Source organism: Terrimonas pollutisoli, assembly GCF_029360765.1.
In the GTDB taxonomy this organism is placed as follows: domain Bacteria; phylum Bacteroidota; class Bacteroidia; order Chitinophagales; family Chitinophagaceae; genus Terrimonas_B; species Terrimonas_B pollutisoli.
In genome coordinates this window covers 517,018-537,702 of sequence record NZ_JARKNA010000001.1, presented here as the reverse complement: position 1 = coordinate 537,702, position 20,685 = coordinate 517,018, and the positions used below count along the sequence as shown (strand labels likewise).

15 protein-coding genes are annotated in these 20,685 nt (G+C 42.4%); 7 read left to right on the top strand and 8 right to left on the bottom strand.

The window, feature by feature from the left end; translation table 11 throughout:
• The first annotated feature begins 52 nt into the window (after positions 1 to 52).
• From P2W73_RS02065 to P2W73_RS02035, 7 genes are all read left to right on the top strand, one after another.
• Entirely contained in the window at positions 53 to 1,033 is a 981-nt protein-coding gene (locus tag P2W73_RS02065; RefSeq protein ID WP_276500316.1) for a DUF6807 domain-containing protein, read from the top strand.
• 420 nt (positions 1,034 to 1,453) lie between these two features.
• Positions 1,454 to 2,845 carry a Gfo/Idh/MocA family protein gene (locus P2W73_RS02060; RefSeq protein WP_276500315.1) on the top strand — a complete coding sequence of 464 codons (1,392 nt, stop codon included), beginning with the start codon at positions 1,454 to 1,456 and terminating at the stop codon, positions 2,843 to 2,845.
• 278 nt (positions 2,846 to 3,123) lie between these two features.
• A complete protein-coding gene (locus P2W73_RS02055) occupies positions 3,124 to 4,533 on the top strand; it encodes a putative oxidoreductase C-terminal domain-containing protein (protein WP_276500314.1) in 1,410 nt (469 codons plus the stop codon).
• 224 nt (positions 4,534 to 4,757) lie between these two features.
• Complete coding sequence (locus tag P2W73_RS02050) at positions 4,758 to 5,531, top strand: cupin domain-containing protein (RefSeq protein ID WP_276500313.1); 774 nt, start codon at positions 4,758 to 4,760, stop codon at positions 5,529 to 5,531.
• A 124-nt stretch (positions 5,532 to 5,655) separates the two neighbouring features.
• A complete protein-coding gene (locus tag P2W73_RS02045) occupies positions 5,656 to 7,149 on the top strand; it encodes a TolB family protein (protein WP_276500312.1) in 1,494 nt (497 codons plus the stop codon).
• Positions 7,150 to 7,383: 234 nt separating this feature from the next.
• Complete coding sequence (locus P2W73_RS02040; RefSeq protein WP_276500311.1) at positions 7,384 to 9,351, top strand: sialate O-acetylesterase; 1,968 nt, start codon at positions 7,384 to 7,386, stop codon at positions 9,349 to 9,351.
• 339 nt (positions 9,352 to 9,690) lie between these two features.
• Complete coding sequence (locus tag P2W73_RS02035) at positions 9,691 to 11,757, top strand: polysaccharide deacetylase family protein (protein WP_276500310.1); 2,067 nt, start codon at positions 9,691 to 9,693, stop codon at positions 11,755 to 11,757.
• Between the two features lie 201 nt (positions 11,758 to 11,958).
• On the opposite strand, the gene P2W73_RS02030 is transcribed toward P2W73_RS02035, so the two are convergent.
• From P2W73_RS02030 to P2W73_RS01995, 8 genes are all read right to left on the bottom strand, one after another.
• Positions 11,959 to 12,807 (bottom strand): alpha/beta hydrolase, encoded by an 849-nt coding sequence (locus tag P2W73_RS02030; RefSeq protein ID WP_276500309.1) that lies wholly within the window; start codon positions 12,805 to 12,807, stop codon positions 11,959 to 11,961.
• Complete coding sequence (locus P2W73_RS02025) at positions 12,804 to 13,400, bottom strand: DJ-1/PfpI family protein (RefSeq protein ID WP_276500308.1); 597 nt, start codon at positions 13,398 to 13,400, stop codon at positions 12,804 to 12,806. Before P2W73_RS02025 ends, P2W73_RS02030 begins: the two co-directional genes overlap by 4 nt.
• Positions 13,401 to 13,484: 84 nt before the next feature.
• The gene (locus P2W73_RS02020; protein ID WP_276500307.1) at positions 13,485 to 14,603 is read right to left on the bottom strand and encodes a Gfo/Idh/MocA family protein; all 1,119 of its coding nucleotides are present in this window, start codon (positions 14,601 to 14,603) and stop codon (positions 13,485 to 13,487) included.
• A gap of 34 nt (positions 14,604 to 14,637) precedes the next feature.
• Entirely contained in the window at positions 14,638 to 15,918 is a 1,281-nt protein-coding gene (locus P2W73_RS02015; protein WP_276500306.1) for a mandelate racemase/muconate lactonizing enzyme family protein, read from the bottom strand.
• 58 nt (positions 15,919 to 15,976) lie between these two features.
• On the bottom strand, positions 15,977 to 16,933 hold the full coding sequence (locus P2W73_RS02010) for an RraA family protein (protein ID WP_276500305.1): 957 nt from the start codon (positions 16,931 to 16,933) through the stop codon (positions 15,977 to 15,979).
• A gap of 27 nt (positions 16,934 to 16,960) precedes the next feature.
• Positions 16,961 to 18,088: a bile acid:sodium symporter family protein gene (locus P2W73_RS02005; protein WP_276500304.1), complete on the bottom strand. Its 1,128-nt coding sequence runs from the start codon at positions 18,086 to 18,088 to the stop codon at positions 16,961 to 16,963.
• Positions 18,089 to 18,148: 60 nt separating this feature from the next.
• Complete coding sequence (locus P2W73_RS02000) at positions 18,149 to 19,645, bottom strand: mandelate racemase/muconate lactonizing enzyme family protein (protein ID WP_276500303.1); 1,497 nt, start codon at positions 19,643 to 19,645, stop codon at positions 18,149 to 18,151.
• 79 nt (positions 19,646 to 19,724) lie between these two features.
• Positions 19,725 to 20,651: an RraA family protein gene (locus tag P2W73_RS01995; protein ID WP_276500302.1), complete on the bottom strand. Its 927-nt coding sequence runs from the start codon at positions 20,649 to 20,651 to the stop codon at positions 19,725 to 19,727.
• Positions 20,652 to 20,685 lie beyond the last annotated feature (34 nt).

Below are 20,685 nucleotides of genomic sequence, written 5' to 3'. Positions count from 1 at the left end.
AAAATAAGACGACCAGCAATGTACTTGTCAAAACCATTTCATTTTTATAACCATGATGAATCGAATTACCTTACTATCTCTAATTGTTACCTGCTTTTTAACCCAGAAAAGCCTGGCTCAAAAAATGGAGTTGAATGATAACAATGGCACCCTCACCTTTCGTGCAGGCAATAAAGATCTGCTGAGCTACCAGTATAAAACCGTGTACCCGCCTGCGGGCCAGGATACTAACTATAAGCGAAGTGGTTTTATCCATCCGCTTTATACGCCGCATGGCCAGGTGCTGACGCGGATACAGCCACCCGATCATTATCACCACTACGGTATCTGGAATCCCTGGACACATACCCTGTTTGAAAATGACACCGTCGATTTCTGGAACATAAAAGGCCGGCAAGGGACTGTTCGCTTTGTAAAATTTATTTCGAAAACGACTGCATTGGAATTTTCTGAGTTTACGGCTTTACATGAACATGTGGTATTTAAAAAAGATGGTTCCGAAAAAGTTGCTTTAAATGAATTGCAAACAGTACGGGTTTATAACCCGAAACCCGACAGTAATTATTACATCGTTGATATTACTTCCAAAATGAGTTGCGCTTCGCAAAGTCCTCTGTTGATTCTCGCTTATCGCTATGCAGGATTGGGATGGCGGGCTACCGAATACTGGAACAAGGATAATTCGGAAATGCTAACCTCTGAAGGAAAAACGAGAGACAATACGGATAACACAAAAGGAAAATGGATCATAGTGTATGGCGACTTACCGGGTAACGATGAAGGCGGTATCGTAATGCTATCGCATCCTTCGAATTATAATCACCCCGAGCCCTTACGTATCTGGGACAAGAAAGCAAATGGTGGAAGAGGTGATGTGTTTGCCAATTTTGCACCGACAAAAGATAAAGACTGGTTACTGGAACCGGGAAAGACTTATACGTTAAAATATAGATTGATTGTATTTAATGGGAAGATGACAAGGGAAAAAGCGGAAAACGCATGGGGGAGTTTTGCAAGCCCCCAAGCCCCCTAAAGGGGGCTTGCTGGTGCGCAGCCCTCGCTTTTTGGAGATTCCACATCATATCGGAGTTTTCGAAAATGCTGAATAGGGCCTCACCTAACCTCTCCGCCGCGGCGGAGAGGAACAACACACTGCCCCTGCTTTTCGACGACTCAAAATAATTATTGGGGTCTTCGAAAATGTTGAGTAGTGATATAATGCTGATGTGGTAGATATGTAGTTTGGATTTGCAATGCAGTACCGTCCCTTGTCCTGAGCTTGTCGATGGAGTGGAGAAGGGATAAGAGAGATGAGACCGAATAGAGAACAGGAAGTACAAGTGTGCGACCCCGAGTTCCGTCGCTTCGCTCCTCATCGGGGCAGGCGCAAAGGACGATGATAATAATTACTGAAGCTGGTAACATAAAATAATTCATCATATAAAATAACAGGATGAAAAAAAGTAAACAAACCCGCAGGCAATTTCTTGGCAACACGGCAAAAACTGCTTTAGGTACGTCGATAGCCATGAGCTTTCCCTCTATCGTTCCTGTCAGTGTATTTGGAAAAAATGCACCAAGCAATCGCATCAATATAGCGGCAATCGGTACCGGTCGCATCTCCCGCGGTCATGATATGCCGGGAGTGTGGAAACATGATTATGCCCAATTGATGGCTGTATGCGACGTAGATTCCAAAAGAGCTGAAGAAGGCAAAATTTTAGTGAATGAATATTACAGTAAAAGAGATGGCAAACCCTACGATGGTGTAAAGGTCTACACTGACTACCGTGAACTGCTGCACAATAAAGACATTGATGCCGTGCTCATCAGCACCCCGGATCATACCCATGCCCTGATTGGTGTGGCAGCGGCCAATGCCAAAAAACATATCTATATGCAAAAGCCTGCATCACTCACCATACAGGAAGGAAGAGTGATCAGTGAGGTAGTGCAGCGCAGCGGGGTGAAATTCCAGATCGGGAGTCAGCAACGTTCCGCAGAACAATTTCGCTATGGTGCAGAACTGGTGCGCAACGGACGCATTGGCAAATTGAAAACGGTGTATGTTGGTTTGCCCGGTGATCCGCCCGGCGGCAAAACAGCAGAGATGCCCGTGCCGAAAAATCTGAACTATGATATGTGGCTGGCCAGTACACCAATGGTGTACTATACCGACGACCGGGTGCATCCACAAGAGGGATATGGACGGCCCGGTTGGTTGCGTTGCGAACAGTTTGGCGCCGGTATGATCACGGGCTGGGGTGCTCATCATATCGACTCGGCGCATTGGGGCATGGGGATGGAACGCAGTGGCCCTGTGGAAATATGGTGTGATAAAGCCGAGTTTGCAACCGGTGGTTTATGGGATGTACATGGTATCTTTAAAACGCAGGCTTTATATGCCGATGGTGTAAAGATGATTGTAAGTAATGAATTTCCAAACGGGATAAAGTTTGAAGGCACTGATGGCTGGAGCTTTGTTTCGAGAGGTGACTACCAGGCAACGAGCAGCGATCCCGGTGCCGGTGCTGTGCAGGCAAAGAAGATTGATGCCAGCGATCCAAAGATTCTTACTTCGGTGATTGGTGAAAAAGAATTTCATCTTCCTGTTAGTAAAGATCATCATGGCAATTGGCTGGAAGCTATTCGTGATAATAAAGCAACGATCGCACCAGCCGAGGAAGCCCATCGTTCCTGCTCGGCTTGCCTGCTACATCACATATCGATGAAGCTGAAAAGAAAAATATATTGGGACCCGCTAAAAGAGCAATTTAAGAATGATGATGAGGCTAATAAAATGCTGAGTCGTACGCAACGTAAGGGATATGAAGTGAAGGCTTAGAATTTTTATGTTGCCGGATTCGGTTCCCTGATTGATCGTCCCTTGCGACGCTCCGTTTATCGTTCTGTTCGCTATTGAGCTTTTTATAATGTGCCGGAAATAAAAATTGCGAACAGTGAATAAGCAAATAAGGTTGAATTCTTTTAATAATTGTAGTTACTAACGCAATAAGGTTTTAAATCGGTCGCAATTAACCTTATTACCTTAGTGGAAATAGAGCGGAAAGCAACTCTAACCTTATTACCTTATCTACTTTGAAAAAATAATTAATCTCCAAAATGAAAGCTTTAAAAAAAATCAATGTTCCCTGGCAAATTCGTGTCATAAGCATTCTATTTTTAGTTTCCTGTACGAATAATAAAATGGCTACAACAAAACCCGTTCAGCTCATCACCCTCGATCCCGGGCATTTTCATGCTGCCCTGGTGCAAAAGACAATGTATGAAGATGTGGACTCGGTTGTGCATGTGTATGCCCCGGAAGGCAACGACCTGAAACTGCATCTTGACAGGATCAACGCATACAATACAAGAAGCGAATCACCCACCCGCTGGAAAGAAGAAGTGTATACCGGTGCTGATTTTTTTGAAAAGATGATTGCGGAAAAGAAAGGGAATGTGGTAGTCTTATCTGGTAACAACCAAAAGAAAACCGATTACATCTTAAAATCACTGCAAAATGGATTGAATGTATTTGCCGACAAACCTATGGTGATCGATGGCAAAGGCTTTGAACAATTGAAAGAAGCATTCAACATAGCAAAGAAAAACAATTTGTTGCTCTATGATATCATGACCGAACGGTTCGAGATCACTACGCTGCTGCAGCTGGAGCTTTCCATGATACCGGAAATATTTGGTCAGCTTGAAAAAGGATCACCGGATAATCCCGCTATCACCAAAGAAAGTGTGCATCATTTTTATAAATATGTTTCCGGCAATATATTGACAAGACCAGGCTGGTTCATGGACGTATCGCAGCAGGGCGAAGGCATCGTGGATGTCATGACACACCTCGTTGATCTGGTGCAATGGGAATGTTTCCCCGAACAGGTCATCGATTATACCAAAGATATTTCCATCAACACTGCTAAAAGATGGACAACAGCAATGAACCTTTCAGAATTTAAAGCCATCACAAAACTCGATAGCTTCCCCTCCTACCTGGCCAAAAATGTTTCCAGCGATTCAATACTACAAGTGTATTGTAACGGCGAGATCAACTATACGATCAAAGGCGTGCACGCAAAAACATCCGTTATCTGGAACTATAAAGCTCTGGAAGGAACCGGCGACACCCATTACTCCATCATGCGGGGAACAAAGGCCAACCTGGTAATCCGCCAGGGTAAAGAAGAAAATTATAAACCTGTGCTGTATATCGAACCCGTAAGCAGTGATGGATCGTATGCAGCAATACTGGAAGAACATTTCAAAAAAATAAGTACAAAATTTCCCGGTGTTGAATTATACAAGACTGCGAAAGGATGGAATATTAAATTGCCGGCACAATTGATAGAAGGACATGAAGCGCATTTTGCGAGAGTAATGCAAAAGTTTCTGGATTATTTAAAAAATAAAAACATGCCAGCCTGGGAAGTGCCGAATATGCTGGCGAAGTATTATACAACGACCAAGGCATTGGAAACAGCAACCTTATCCTCAAGTCAAAATACAATCAAACAATAAGATTAGTATTTAGGTATTGATAATATTAATGTGGTGACAGTAATTGTTTTATAGAGATAGGGTTATTAAGAATTGCAAAGAATAAACCTTAGTAGCATGAAGAAGCAAAACTAAAAACCTTATTTCAAGCCGAAATAAGGTAATAAGGTTGGGCTTTCATTCATCTTTTTTTCTACTAAGGTCATAAAGTGATGCATCGAACGATTGAAACAAACAGGTATGCAATGAAATATATTTTTTTAATGCCTCTTATGTTCCTTGTCTTCGCATCAAAGGCACAGCAAAATGACTCGCTTCATCCCCGTGTGTATCACTGGAATGGCCTGCAGCTTGTAAAAGAAGATACAAGGATAAGAAGACAAATATTGGAAGGCAGCACCACCTCGCTTTCTCATTTTGAAATACATACTTCCACGCTGGAACCCGGCAAAGCCCCTCACCCGTCACACAAACATGACAACCAGGAAGAATTGATAATTATAAAAGAAGGAACCGTAAAGATCACCATCAATGGAACAAGTAAAATAGTAGGTCCCGGCAGCATTGCCTTTGCCATGCCCGGAGATGAACATGGAATAGAAAATGCAGGCAACGCAAATGCGACGTATTATATATTGAAATACAAAGGCAGGTTGCCGGATCAGCAAAGGGGAAAACAAGCCGGCGGCTCCTTTACGCTTGACTGGAATGAGTTGAAAACAAATAATACGGGCAAGGGCTACCGCAGAGATTTTTTCAACCGGCCCACATCGCAGCTGGCACAATTTGAAATGCACACCACAGCCTTAAATGCCGATTCAGTCAGCCATGCGCCGCATACACATGTGCAGGAAGAAATCATTTTGATATTGCGGGGAAATGTAACGATGCATATAGATGGAAAACTGTTTCCCGCAGCACCGGGTGATTTGATATTTCTTTCTTCCCGCATTCCGCATGCGTTGCTGAATACAGGAAAGGAACAATGTGAATATTTCGCTTTTCAATGGAGAAACTAATTGCGAGACTTAAATATAGTTTGTATGAAATGAGACTTAAAATTTTCGAGGCAAATTATACCAATCGCCGATGAAAATTTCATGTCGAATTCCATGTGTCAAACAAAACAATAAAAAATAATGCATGAAAAAAACAGCTTTACTTTTTATCACAGTTATCTGCATTCTCCAGGTTTTCTCGCAAAAGACCGGCATTTTCGAAAACCATGAAGATGTAGGCAATCCCAAAAATTCCGGGAGTGTCGTGTACAATACCTACACACAGGAGTACATCATGCGTGGCTCCGGTAGCAACATGTGGGCTGCGTCCGACCAGTTTCATTTTTTATGGAAAAAGATCAAAGGCGATTTTATTATTTCTGCCACTATTCGTTTCATTGGCAAAGGCACTGATGCGCATCGTAAGATCGGCATCATTGCAAGAGATAAACTTACTACCGATTCCCGTTATGCAGATGCTTGTGTGCATGGGGATGGGTTGACATCATTGCAATACCGGCAATCTGATGGGGCAGAGACAGAGCAGGTCACCCTGACATCCAACAATCCTGTTCACATCGAATTGCAACGTACAGGAAATGTGTTTACTTTTTCTGCAGCCACCCCGGGAGAAAATTATAAATCCGCTTCGAAAGAAATCGCATTGAATGAAGAAGTGTATGCAGGTCTGTTTATTTGTTCTCATAATGAAGATATAACCGAAGAAGCTGTTTTCAGCAATGTCCGCATCATCATACCTGCTCCAAAAGATTTCAAGCCTTACAGTGATTATATCGGCAGCCATGTGGAAGTAATGGATGTGTTTACCGGTCTCCGGAAAATTTTGTACAGTGCATCCAATTCATTGCAGGCTCCCAACTGGACAAAAGATGGCAAACATCTCATTTATAATTCCGAAGGCTTGTTGTACAAACTGGATCTTTCCACTAATACGGTAAGTAAACTAAACACCGGTTTTGCTAACCAGAATAACAATGATCATGTTCTTTCATTCGACGGAAAGCAATTAGCAATCAGCCACCATGCGGGCGAAAAAAGAACTTCAACTTTATTTACATTACCCGTAACGGGTTCAGATAATCCTGTACAAATTACTTCACCTGAGTCAGGCCATTCCTATTTGCATAGCTGGTCACCGGATGGGAAAAAATTAATTTTTACGGGACAAAGAAAAAATCAATTCGATATCTGGACCGTTGATATTGCAACTAAAAAGGAAACACAATTGACCAATACGCCCACATTGGATGATTCGCCGGAGTATAGCCCTGACGGCAAGTGGATTTATTTTAATTCAGCCAGAACAGGAACAATGAAACTCTGGCGTATGAAACCCGATGGCAGCAACCCCGAACAGGTAACATTTGATGAATACAACGATTGGTTCCCGCATTTTTCACCCGATGGCAAATGGATTGTTTATTTATCGTATCCGAAAGATGTCAGTGCCACTGATCATCCCTGGTATCAGAAAGTTTATTTGCGCCTGATGCCGGCGAGTGGCGGTGTGCCAAAAACGATTGCTTATGTATATGGTGGGCAGGGTACCATCAATGTTCCATCTTGGTCACCCGATAGTAAGAAAATTGCATTTGTCAGTAATACCCAATATCCCTAACCCAAAAAGAAGATGCGTTTAGATAGATATCATCATAGCCACGTAGTGGCATCCTGTTTATTAGAAAAACATTGTTTCATTTGTAAGAGACTCCGTAGGAGTCGCCTAAAATAAAACAGGAGGCTCCGATGGAGCCTATGACGGCTAAATAAAATATTTTTCTAATAAACAGGAAGCTCCTGATGGAGCTTAACTAAATGACATTGCCTAAAAGAGAATAATTAATTCAAGTAAATGAAGTTTGTCATAATAAATACAACTATTGTCTTCTTCCTGCTGAAGTCGTCTCTAACTTTTTCGCAGGCAAGGCTGCCGCAAATCGTAAGGGATAGCATGATCCTGCAAAGAGATACCAAAGCAACTATCTGGGGCTGGGCTGCTGTCAATGAAAAAGTAAATGTTAAGTTCAATGGCAAAACTTATAAAACAAAGGCGGGTGCAGACGGCAAATGGTCAGTGATATTTCCTCCGACCAAAGCAGGCGGCCCCTATACCATTGATATTACTGCGAGCAATAAGATCACACTGAAAGAAATTCTTTTCGGCGATGTATGGTTTTGTAGCGGCCAGTCGAACATGGTACACCAGATGAATATTCATGATGTAACCTATGCAAAAGATATAGCCGAAGCCAACTATCCGCAGATACGACAATTTTGGATTCCAACACTCACTAACTTACAAACACCACAAAATGATTTACCAACTGGTTATTGGAAATCTGCTGTAGGTGAAGATGTGAGACCATTTTCTGCGGTTGCCTACTTCTTTGCAAGAAAGATTTATGAAAAGTACCGTGTGCCGATTGGTATCATCAATGCCAGCGTAGGTGGCACTCCCATTGAAGCATGGACCAGTGAAGAAGGGCTGAAAGAATTTTCCTCAGTGATCAATACTATACAAAAAAATAAAGACACGGCTTACGTCAATCAAACCAACCGGGCTGCAGCCGCAGGCATAAAAGCTAATCCCTCAAAAGACCTGGGCATGATGAGTGAAAAAAAATGGTTTGACGTTTCCTATGTTCCTAAAAACTGGCACATTATTAATATTCCCGGCTATTGGGAGGACCAGGGCATTAAAGAGTTAAACGGCGTGGTTTGGTATAGAAGAGAAATTGATGTGCCGGCCTCGATGATTGGTAAACCAGCCAGCGTTTTTTTAGGAAGAATTGTGGATGCCGATGTTTTATATATCAATGGCAAGCAGGTTGGCAGTACCGCTTATCAATATCCACAGCGCAGGTACAATGTACCAGCGGATGTATTGAAAGCTGGTAAAAACATTTTTGTCATAAGGGTGACAAACACAGGTGGCAAAGGAGGATTTGTTCCCGACAAACCTTATTGTCTCTTTGCAGGAAAAGACAGCATTGATCTGAAAGGTTACTGGCAGTATAAAGTAGGCGAGGTATTTGAACCGGTAAATAACAGGAATGCGGTTACAGGGATCAACGCAACCCATCAGCCCACAGCTTTATTCAATGCCATGGTAGCGCCGGTTATTAATTATAACATCAAAGGAATACTCTGGTACCAGGGTGAAAGCAATGCGGGCCGGCCGGACGAGTATGCAAAGTTGTTGCCGGCGCTGATACATGACTGGCGCAGCAAATGGAAACAGGGAGAGTTGCCTTTTTTCTATGTGCAGCTTCCGGGTTTTATGGATTACAACTATCTGCCTTCGGAAAGTAAATGGGCTGTATTGAGAGAAGCACAACTGAAAGCATTGTCTGTTTCTAATACAGCGATGGCCGTTGCGATTGATCTGGGAGAATGGAATGATGTCCATCCCGACAATAAGAAAGACGTAGGTGAACGACTGGCGTTAGCAGCAAAAAAGATTGTTTACAAAGAAGACATAGTTTATTCCGGCCCCATTTATCAATCGTTCAAAAAAGAAGGCAATAAAATCATCATTACGTTTGATCATATTGGAAGCGGCTTGATATTCAAAGACTCTTCCCTTATCTCTCCCCCTTCGGGGGAGTTGGAGGGGGCCTTTGCCATTGCAGGTGCGGATAAAAAATTTGTATGGGCAAAAGTGAAAATAGAAGGCGATAAGATAATTGTATGGAGCGATGATCTCACCGACCCTTTGTATGTGCGCTATGCCTGGGCCGATAACCCCGTGAATCCGAATCTATACAACAAAGAAGGATTACCGGCATCGCCCTTCAGAACTGATACCCCCACCCCCTAAAGGGGAGTTATGAAAGGAACAGCGAAATGGGGCATTACGACATTGCGATATTAAGATATTGTGAGTTTATTCATTGACCATTGTCGTTTAGTAGGCATATTTAGCGCCACGTAGTGGCATCCTGTTTATTAGAAACCCATTGTTTCATTTATAAAGACTCCCGTAGGAGTCGCCTAAACGAAACAGCAGGCTCCAATGGAGCCACTACGGTCTAACTAATTGTTTCTAATAAGCAGGCAGCTCCGGACGGAGCTTAACTAAACGATATTGATTGTGCATTGAACATTGATTCCGATACAATCGGAAGTAAATTGAATATTCATTAATTATACGTTAAAGATGAAAAAGTCTTGCCTGCTGTTTATCATTCTTATTACCATACTAAATGCTTCAGCCCAATTCAACCAGCCCTGGCGTGGAAAGAAAGCTGCCGTTGTACTCACCTATGATGATGCATTAAATGTCCACCTGGATAACGCCATTCCCCTGCTCGATTCATTAGGACTGAAAGGAACCTTTTACCTCACAGCATTTGCACCCGGCAGCACAAACAGGATCATTGACTGGAGAAAAGCGGCTGCCAACGGTCATGAACTGGGCAATCACACGTTATTTCATCCCTGCATCGGTGGCAAAGGAAGAGAGTGGGTAAGCGCCGAAACAGACATGAGCAAATATTCCCTGCAGCGAATGGTGAATGAAGTAAGAATGACCAATGTCTTTCTACAGGCGATAGATGGGAAAACAAAAAGAACATTTGCATTTACCTGCGGCGATATGAAGATTGGCGACTCGTTATTTATCAAGGGAATGAAAAATGATTTTGCGGCAGCAAGGGCCGTAAGACATGAAATGCACAAGATCGGTGAGATTGATTTGTACAATGTGGATTGCTATGCGGTAAATGGAGAAACCGGCGCACAGATGATTGAATGGGTAAACAAGGCGATTGAAACAAATTCATTGCTGGTGATATTATTTCATGGCGTGGGTGGAGAGCATAATATAAATGTTTCAACAGAAGCACATCGTGAACTGCTTCAGTACCTGAAGAAAAATGAAAATGACTTAATGATCGGCACCATGCTGGAGGTGGCGGAACATGTCAACGAATGGCAAGTGAGAGATAAACAAAACAAGGCAATACAACAAGCTACACAGGCTGATTATAAAAATATGCTTGCTCTATTAAAGATTGATTCCATACGCAGAGGACCATCAGGTAATCCTTCTGCACCCAATGCTGCCAACACAGATGAATCAAAAGCTACACAATACGCATCCTTGCCCGATCCATTAGTGTTAAAAAACGGAAAGAAGGTAACTGATGCAAAGACCTGGTGGAAGAAACGCCGTCCTGAAATTGCAGAAGAATTTGACCGTGAAATTTACGGCCGTGTTCCAAAGAACACACCGAAAGTAAACTGGGAAGTAGTCAGCACGGTTGATACAATGTTTGGCAACACACAAGCAATCACAAAAAATTTACTGGGGCATGTTGACAATTCATCCTATCCGCAACTTAAAGTGGATATACAGCTTTCATTAACTGTTCCGAAAAATAGTAATAAACCCGTTCCTGTCATGATGGAATTTGGTTTTGTATTTCCTCCTGGTTTTAGGTTTCCATTACCACCCGTTGGAACAACACCTCAGAAAAGCTGGCAGGAACAAGTGCTGGAAAAAGGATGGGGGTTTGCCATACTGGTTCCAACCAGTTACCAGGCTGATAACGGTGCTGGATTAACACAAGGCATCATCGGTTTAGTGAATAAAGGCCAACCTCGCAAACCCAATGACTGGGGTGCACTCCGTGCATGGGCATGGGGCGCCAGCCGTGCCATTGATTATTTTGAAACAGATAAAGCGGTTGATGCAAAACAGATAGGAATTGAAGGATTATCAAGATATGGAAAGGCAGCGGTTGTCACCATGGCCTATGAGCCGCGCATTGCAATTGGATTCATTGGTTCATCCGGTGCAGGAGGTGTAAAAATATTAAGACGCATTTTTGGTGAACAGGTAGAAAACCTTGCTTCATCAGGAGGCTATCATTGGTTTGCCGGCAACTTCATAAAATATGCAGGGCCGTTTACTGCAAATGACTTACGGGTTGATGCACATGAACTGGTTGCTTTGTGTGCTCCAAGACCGGTTTTCATCAGTTCGGGCTCACCCTCCGTAGAAGGACAATGGGTTGATGCCAAAGGAATGTTTTTGGGTGGTGTGCATGCAGGACCTGTTTATAAACTTTTAGGGAAAAAAGATCTGGGTACAATTGAATTCCCTCCTCTCGAAACAACATTGACCAATGGTGAGATTGCATTTCGTCAACATAGCGGCGGGCATACAACGGGACCTAACTGGCCGACGTTTTTAACCTGGGCAAGCCGGTATATTAAATAACATGAGTTTTGGATGTTTTTAATGAGTATGAATGCTATAACTGTCCCGGTAGGGACAAATCGTGGGTAGTAGTTATTAATAAAGGTTTGCACCAAGCGTCCCTATCGGGACGCATCGTGCTTGTTTACATTGATTTTTACCCACGAATCATCCCTACGGGATGTTAGAATGTTAGAACATCCAAAACTCATGTTAAGCAAATTACATCTTCATCAGTTTGCACATTGACTGATGCAGTAAAGAATTTGCATCACAAAATGAATCAAGAAGTGAAAAGTGATTCAGGCCGGGCATTACTATAAGCTCTATAGAACTGGTTTTATTCTTCCATTTACTATAGAGTTCCATGCTTTGATCTAAAAATTCATTCGTTTCTTCGCCGCCCACTGCGACTAGTAACGGACATTGTTCAACAGGTTCTTTGAAAACCGGGCTGTTTCTGATCGCAGTCTCCTTATCCATCTTCAACACTTCATTAATATTGGAAAGCTGAATAGGTGTCAAATTAAACAGCCCGCTAATGGCGCAGACTCCTTTAATAGATGTTCTGTGTTTTTGTTTTTCTTCAGCTGTCATTAACATAGCAGCAAGATGTGCCCCGGCGCTATGCCCGGCAATGTAAATTTGATCAGCATCTCCATTGAATGATGCACTGTTTTTATTTATCCAACTAATGGCTTCCGAACATGACTTCACTATTTGATCTATAGAAACATCTGGAGCCAACGGATAATTTATCAACACGGTCGTAGTTCCATAACTCACAAAAGCCCCGGCAATAAAATGAAATAAAGTTTTATCAAACTTTTGCCAATATCCACCATGAATAAAGACCACTGTTTTTGAAAACGGATTGGGTGAAGAAAAAATATCTAAACACTCACGGGATCTGTCGCCATAAGGGATGTCTTGATAAACCTTGTATTGTTTCCGAGCACTACTACTTAGCTTTTCCCATCGCTGCAGATAATTTTCAAAACCGGGAACATGAAACCGGTTATTGTATTGAAGGTCCAGCTCCTGCTGGTTGTATTTTTTATAAATTATCATTTAATAAGAGCCGGGCGAGCTATGCTTTCAGTTGATTCTGCCAGGCAGCTAAAAACCAATTTATAAAACTCCGGGTGCGACTGCCAGGTTTTCCCCGTAACAATTTTACCATCTTGTACTGCTTCATCAGGTGTTATGTATTCACCACCGCAGGACTCCACTTCAAACTTTACATGCTCATAGCAGGCGATTTTTTTCTTGTTCACCAAACCTGCAGTTACCAACACCTGTACGCCATGGCAAATAGCAAATACGTACTTGTCACTCTCTGAAAATTCCTTTACTATTTCTATTACTCTTCTATCGTTGCGTAAATATTCCGGCGCCCTGCCTCCAGGTATTAACACAGCTTCATAATCTGCCGCGTTTACATCATCAAATGGAATATCCGATTCCACGAGATAACCTTTTCTTTCTACATAGGTATCCCACCCCGGTTCAAAATCATGCATTACCAGGTTCAATTTTTTTACGGCGGGTGCTGCTATCACAGGAACAAAACCTGCTTCTTTTAACCGGTGCGATGCATAAAGAATTTCAAAACTTTCACCGGCATCGCCGGTTATGATGAGTATTTTATTTGTTGATATCATGATAATAATGTTTTAAGGTTTCCAAGTATCGCAGGTCCTATTTCAAATCTGTATTAAAATCTTTTTATGAAAACAATTTCTGCATCACAATTTTAAGTTTACCTTCTTACCCGATTTCACTGCTGCATAGATGCCGTCCATAATCCTTAAATCCTTCAACCCTTCTTCACCATCTACCGGTACAACAGGCTGTTTGCCTTCTAAAATAATGGCAGCCATCTCATCCATTTGAACAGTCTGGTGCGTTTTATGTTCCTGTGTAAGCTCTCCTTTATGTGTTCTTCCTTTTATTGGACCATATCCTGTTGATGGCTGCATTTCTGCAAATCCTTTTTCTGCATTTAGATAAAATTTATCTAAACCATTCATTGCGTAAGTTGACAAACAACTTGCAACGGCACCGCTGGGAAAACCCAATTGAAATTGAATGGTCTCATCAACGCCTTCTTTAAATTTTACGGTATCCGTTTTGGTTTCCTGCGCCGTAACCCAAACAGGCTCCTCACCCACCATATAACGGGCACCATTGACGGCATAAATACCAATATCCATCAACGAACCACCACCGGCCAGTTGCTTATTCAATCTCCATTGCGTAGGATCGCCGATCCTGAATCCGCACAATCCCTGGAAGAACATGATCTTGCCCAATTCACCATCTTTCCGCATGCGGATTACTTCCAATGTTTTCGCTTCAAAGTGCATACGATAACCTACCAGCAATTTCACATTCGCTTTTTTACAAGCCGCAACCATCTCCTCTCCTTCTTTGGCATTCAGCGCCATCGGCTTTTCACAGATAACATGCTTGCCCGCTTTGGCCACCCGTATTGCCTGGTCTTTGTGCAATGCGTTGGGAGTAATAACATACACCGCATCAATATCAGGATTGTCTTTTATGGCATCGAAGTTTTCGTAGTTATAACAATTCTTTTCAGGAATGCCGTATTTACTTTGCCAGTTGGTGATCTTGGACGGTGTGCCACTAATTACTCCCACCAGTTTGGCCTTCGTACTATCCTTCATTGCATCGGCCACCCGGGTTCCATAACCACCAAGTCCCATAATCGCAACCCTTAATACGGGGCCATCATAGGTTTTGGTTTTGTCATCGTTGCTGCAAAGAACATTCTCCACTGATAAAACAGGTAAGATGATCAAAGAACCAGTAATCTTTTGTAAAAAATCACGACGTGTATTCATAACAATAGGCTTTTAAAAATGATATGATCAAAATTTATTCAAAAAATGGAATACCGGGGATCGCATATTTTTTCATTCCCTCCTCATTTATTTCAACACCAATACCGGGCTTTTCTGAAATCGTAATAAAACTGTTCTTTACCCATTCGCCTTCATAATTTACTATTTCTTTAAACATGGGTTGTGTATGAAAATAAGATTGCCATTCTAAAATTAAAAAGTTGGGTACGGATGCACACACATGTGCTGCGGCCATTGCACCCAAAAATGAAGCCACCATATGCGGAGCAAATGGAGTATAATACAAGTTAGCGAGGTTGGCGATACGCTGACCCTCGCCTAACCCACCTGCTTTCTGTAGGTCAGGCATCACAATATCAACGGCACCGATCTCGAGCAATCGCCGGAAGCCATAAGCGAGATAATGATTTTCACCGGCACATATCGGTGTGCTCGTTGATTCAGTAATGAGTTTGTATGCTTCTACATTCTCCGCCGGTATCGGTTCTTCCAACCACATCAGGTTGAGATGTTCCAATCGTTTGGCAACAGCCTGCCCGGTTAGCGCATCATAACGTCCATGCATATCCACGCAAATATCAATATTCGGTCCAACGGCTTCACGGGCCGCTGTCATTTGATCAACCATTCTTTTCAATTCCGCAGGACTGGCCGTCCAGTTGTAAAAATCATATTTGTTGGGATCATTGGCCTGGTCCAGGTCAAACTTGATGGCATTAAAACCCATTTGCTTTGATTTGAGCGCAGCTTCTGCAAAATCTTTTGGTGTGGGTAAATTACGTTGATACAAAGCGGTATCACAGTACACTCTTATCTTATCCCTGAATTTACCACCGAGCAATTGATACACGGGCAGATTCAATGCCTTGCCGGCAATATCCCACAACGCTGTTTCAATCGCTGATAAAACCGCGATATACATTCCCGATTGTGCACCCTGGAAAAAACCTGACTTGCGGATATCTTCAAACAAGCGGTGTACATTCAACGGATTTTTTCCCTTGATCCTCGCACCAAAATTTTTTACCAAATGATAAGTACCCGAAATAGCATCCACTCCTTCACCACAGCCCCAGATATCCTGGTTGGTATAAATCTTTACAAATAAACTACCTCTTATATAACCGCATTTGATGTCAGTGATCTTGAGATCGGATGGTGCTGATGGTTTTGATGTTTTATCAATCGCATCCTGGTAGCCCTGGCCGAAAGTGGATAGTGACGCCAATGGTGCAAAAGCAGATGCGAGAGCTGCTTTCGTGATAAATGATCTTCGTGAAGTTGAAGTTGACATTGTCTTTTAATTGATATGGTTAATTGATTTTTGCCAATTGCGTATTGCCAATTGACTTTTACCAGGTACGGGCTTTTAGCAATTCCTGTATCTGTGATTTTGGAACAGGCAATTCATTAATATGATCATTGAGCCATTTTGAAAAATCTCTTTCAATTTCATCGCTCCATCTTGTATCTATTTGCCCCGGTGTATATTTCCCTTCACGCAATCGCTGGTGACCAAACATATCTCTCAATCTTACGATCTCAGAAGTCTTCACAACTCTTTCTAAAAGATGCGGCGGAATAAATAGTACACCGCCGTCTCTTCCCAATACAACATCACCCGGCATCACGGTCGCATTGCCAATTCTTGTCGGCTGATTAATGGCAACAAGTGTTGTGTTCAGTTGTCCCGCCGGATTATTCAAATGATGTGAGGGATGATAGCTGCGGAAAAACGAAGTGAATGATCCTAATTCCTTCAATCCGTTTATATCCCTGATAGCGCCGTTGTACACGATACCATTACCTGTTTTTGCAAAAATGGAATTGCCAAGATTATCGCCAATAGTAGGTCCGTCATTATGTGCGCCAAACTGATCCGCGACATAAACATCACGTTTCACCAACAGATCAAGCGGCCAGGAGTTTTGTGATTTTATTCTACCGCCTTTTGAATGCCCAAAGCTGTCAATAACACGATGTATATCCGGCCGTCCGGGCATGAACATGGCTGTAACAGCACGACCTACCAATACACTGTCAGGATTGATAGTTTGCCAGCCATCTTCATATTGAAACTTATAATTTTCATTGCGCAAAACGGCCCATGCTTCTTCCAGCGTTACCTGCTTCAAGCGGTCAAGCAAACTATCGGGAGCTTTCGGCCGACCATCAGCAAAACGTTCGCCTTTCCAAAGGGGTGTTAGGTCTATAAGCTGCACTTTTGAAATTTGTATCTGCTGGCTTCTTGCAGAGAAATGAAAGCAGATCATCAATGAAAAAGGAAATAAGTATTTCAGGCAACGCATAAGAATTAAATGTATTGACGTTAAATTTTATTTAGCGGTTAAAACCTGTTGTTCTGTTACCTCTTCATTTGCTTTTTCTTCAGGTTGACGATTGTGCCACCAGCTTGCCAATGCAGAACCGGTAATATTCATTAATGGTCCAAAGACGGCAGGAGCCAAACCAACTGTTGCAATCTTTCCCATTTCTTTGGCGATACCGGAAGCAAGACCGCCATTTTGCATGCCTACTTCAATAGCGATAGTGCGGCAATCCCTTTCCGGCATTTTAAACAATCTTGCTGACCAATAACCCAAAAAATATCCAAACAAATTATGAATAGCCACTACACCAATCAGTGCAGGGCCGATGGTTAAAAGATTTTCTCTCCCCGCAGCAGTAATGATGGTGATGATAAATGCAATGCCAAACATGGACACAAGCGGCATGGCTTTATCGAGCCATTGTGATTTTCCGCTGAGCAGTTTATTGAAAATTAATCCGGCTCCAATGGGAATAATGATCATCTTCATAATATCCCACATCATTTTCAGCACATCAATCTCTACCAATGCACCTGCAAGCAGTTTCATCAGCAGCGGTGTTACAACAGGCGCAAGCAAGGTTGTAATGGATGTAACGGTGATGGATAACGCAAGATTAGCTTTTGCCAAATAAGACATCACATTGGAGGCAAGACCACTGGGTGAACAACCGATCAAAACAATACCTGCAGCGATTTCAGGAGGGAAATTGGTGACGGATGCTAACAAAAATCCCATCATTGGCATAATGATAAACTGGCTCAATACTCCTATCACCACGCCTTTGGGTGTTTTGATCACGCTGGCAAAATCATTTACGCTCATGGACGTGCCCATTCCAAACATGATCAGTTGTATCAATGGAATGATCAACCCGCTTAACTTAAAACTACCCCATTGCTGAAAATATTCAGGATGATATAAAGCCAATGTAACCGCAGCAAAAATGATCAGCGTAAAGGAAAGGCCTTTTAATAATTTCTTACTTCGAAATGCAATAGCAAGACCCGCGAAGAATAACATCAGCAACCAACCCGACCATTCATGTTTATCCAGCGCAGTAAGGATAATATACAAGACCAGGCAACCCGCTGCAAGGCTGTAAAAAATGATAGCGTTTCTTTTTGAAGCCATAAAACAGGTTAAAGGTTCAATACAGTTTTTTTACTTATACAAACAGGAAACTATTTTTCATTAGCTGAATATCCTGTCGTGTGAACGTTTGGCATCCCATTCAGGCGTAGGAGCAAAATAATTTTTATCAGACGGATGAAGATGTTGTTTCAATACTTCTTCATTCAATTCAATACCTAACCCCGGTGAAAGCGGAACGTCAGAAAATCCTTTATTAATCATCTTTTTTCCGTCGGTTGTTTTTACCAAACTTTCCCACCACGGAATATCAACCGAGTGATGCTCCAGTGCTAAAAAGTTTTGCGTTGCGGCAGCACAATGAACATTCGCCATAAATGAAACCGGTGTACCGGCCTGGTGCATCGCCATTGCTATACCGTATTCTTCAGCATAATCGCCAATACGTTTTGTTTCTAACAATCCGCCGGAAGAAGCCAGGTCTGGGTGAACAATATCGACTGCACGTTCATCTATCAACGGTTTAAAGTATTTCAAAAGAAAAATATCTTCCCCGGTAAGAGTAGGGGTTTCTAACGCATCTGTCAATCGCTTCCATTGTTCCGTATATTCCCAGGAAACAACATCTTCTAACCATGCCAGGCGGTATTTCTCCAAAGCCCTCCCTAAACGTATTCCGTTGTTATAATCAAAATGTCCGTAATGATCAGTGGAGAGAGGAATTTCATAACCGATCATGCTCCGCACATTTTCCACGAGGCTTTGCAGTACTTCCAGGCCCTTGTCGGTAATTTGTATTTGTGTGAAAGGATGCAGCGTATTACCATATGACATATAATTACCCTGGTCGCCCCATTGGGCAAGATTTCCCTTCGCATCTTCCCAGAATTTATTGTTCACCATGGTATCCTTTATCCCTTTTAGCTTAGCAATTGAAACGTCCATCTTCAACCAGGTATAACCCTGCTCTTCTGTGCGATATTTAATTAGCTTTTTTTGTTCTTCAGGTGAAGATGATTCAGGAGTGTCTGCATACAATCTTACCTTATCACGATACCGGCCACCTAATAATTGCCAGCAGGGCACATTGTATGCCTTACCACATATATCCCACAACGCCATTTCAACAGCGCAAACACCCCCGGCCTGGCGAGCCTGGCCACCAAACTGTTTTATTGACTTAAATACCTGCTCAACATTGCAGGGATTTTTTCCTAATATCCTGCTCTTAAGAAACAGGGCATATCGTACATCGGCTGCATCCCTTACTTCGCCTAATCCATATATACCCTGGTTCGTATCAATGCGAATGATGGCGGTTCCACCCATTACACCTGCAAGACAGTAACGCATGTCTGTTATCTTTAAATCCGAAGGACCGGAGTAGCGGTTCACCTTCGAAGTGCTTTGGGCTATTATATCTTCAATGGGTGAAAACATAAAGGCGCCACCCAAAGCCATACCTCCTATAGCAGATTTTTTAAAGAATGAACGCCTGCTATTTTCTTTCTCTTCATTATTGTTAACTGTAACAGCAATTTCTGCATTATCGGTATCCTTTAAACCAAGCCTGTTTAAGATTTTTTGTGAAGGTGTCATAGTATTTAGTTTTATATTGTTATATGATTGTTGTTACAGGTTACCGGAAACCGGTAACTGGAAACCTGCAACTTTTTTCTTACCATGTACGATCTTTCATAAATTGATCCAGCTCTGCTCTCGACATGGGCAGCTTGCCCGGATTCTCATCGATCCATTTGAGGAAATCTTTTTTGATCTCATCGGTCCATTGCGTATCGATTTGTCCCGGTGTATATTTTCCTTCTTTCAACCGCTGATGACCGAATGCGTCTCTTAATGAAATAAATTCCGCATTCAGCACCACTTCTTCCACCAGGTGAGCCGGTATAAAAACAACACCGCCTTTTTTTGCCAGCACCACATCACCGGGTAAAACGGTAGCACGACCAATACGGATAGGAATATTAATGCCACCCAGCATCATTTGCTGGATATAAGAAGGATCGTAGCCTTTGATCCATGCATTGAAACCGTTGATCTCTTCCAAACCTTCAGCATCACGCACCGAACCATAAAAGATCACCCCCCTGTGTGATTTGGCATAGATCGCATTCCCAAGATTATCGCCGATCAATGTACCATCCACCACCTTCCCATAACTATCGGCTACGTATACATCGCCATCTTTCAGCACATCAATCGGCCATGAATTGGTGGCGCCAATTCTTTTTTCTGTTTTACCGATATCTTTTATTATTTTATCCATATCCGGCCGCAATGGAAGATATTGCGCCGTCACTACTCTTCCTGTCATAGCTGAATCAGGATTCAGCACCATCCAGTCACCTTCAAATTGGTTATGATACCCCTTGTTACGTAAAATGCCCCAGCCCTCTTCAAGTCGTATTTTCTTCAATCGCTCCAATAATTTATCGGGCACTTTTGGCCGGCCATCAGGAAAGCGTTCACCCTTCCATTCCGGCGTATAACCTTTTATTTGATCCGGAGTGAGTGTCACTTGTTGTGCCTGCAATACAAAGGCAACGAAACATACATTCATAAAAAGGAAAAAATATTTTTTCATACAGCTGAATAGTTTTATCGTTTTAAAATCAGGT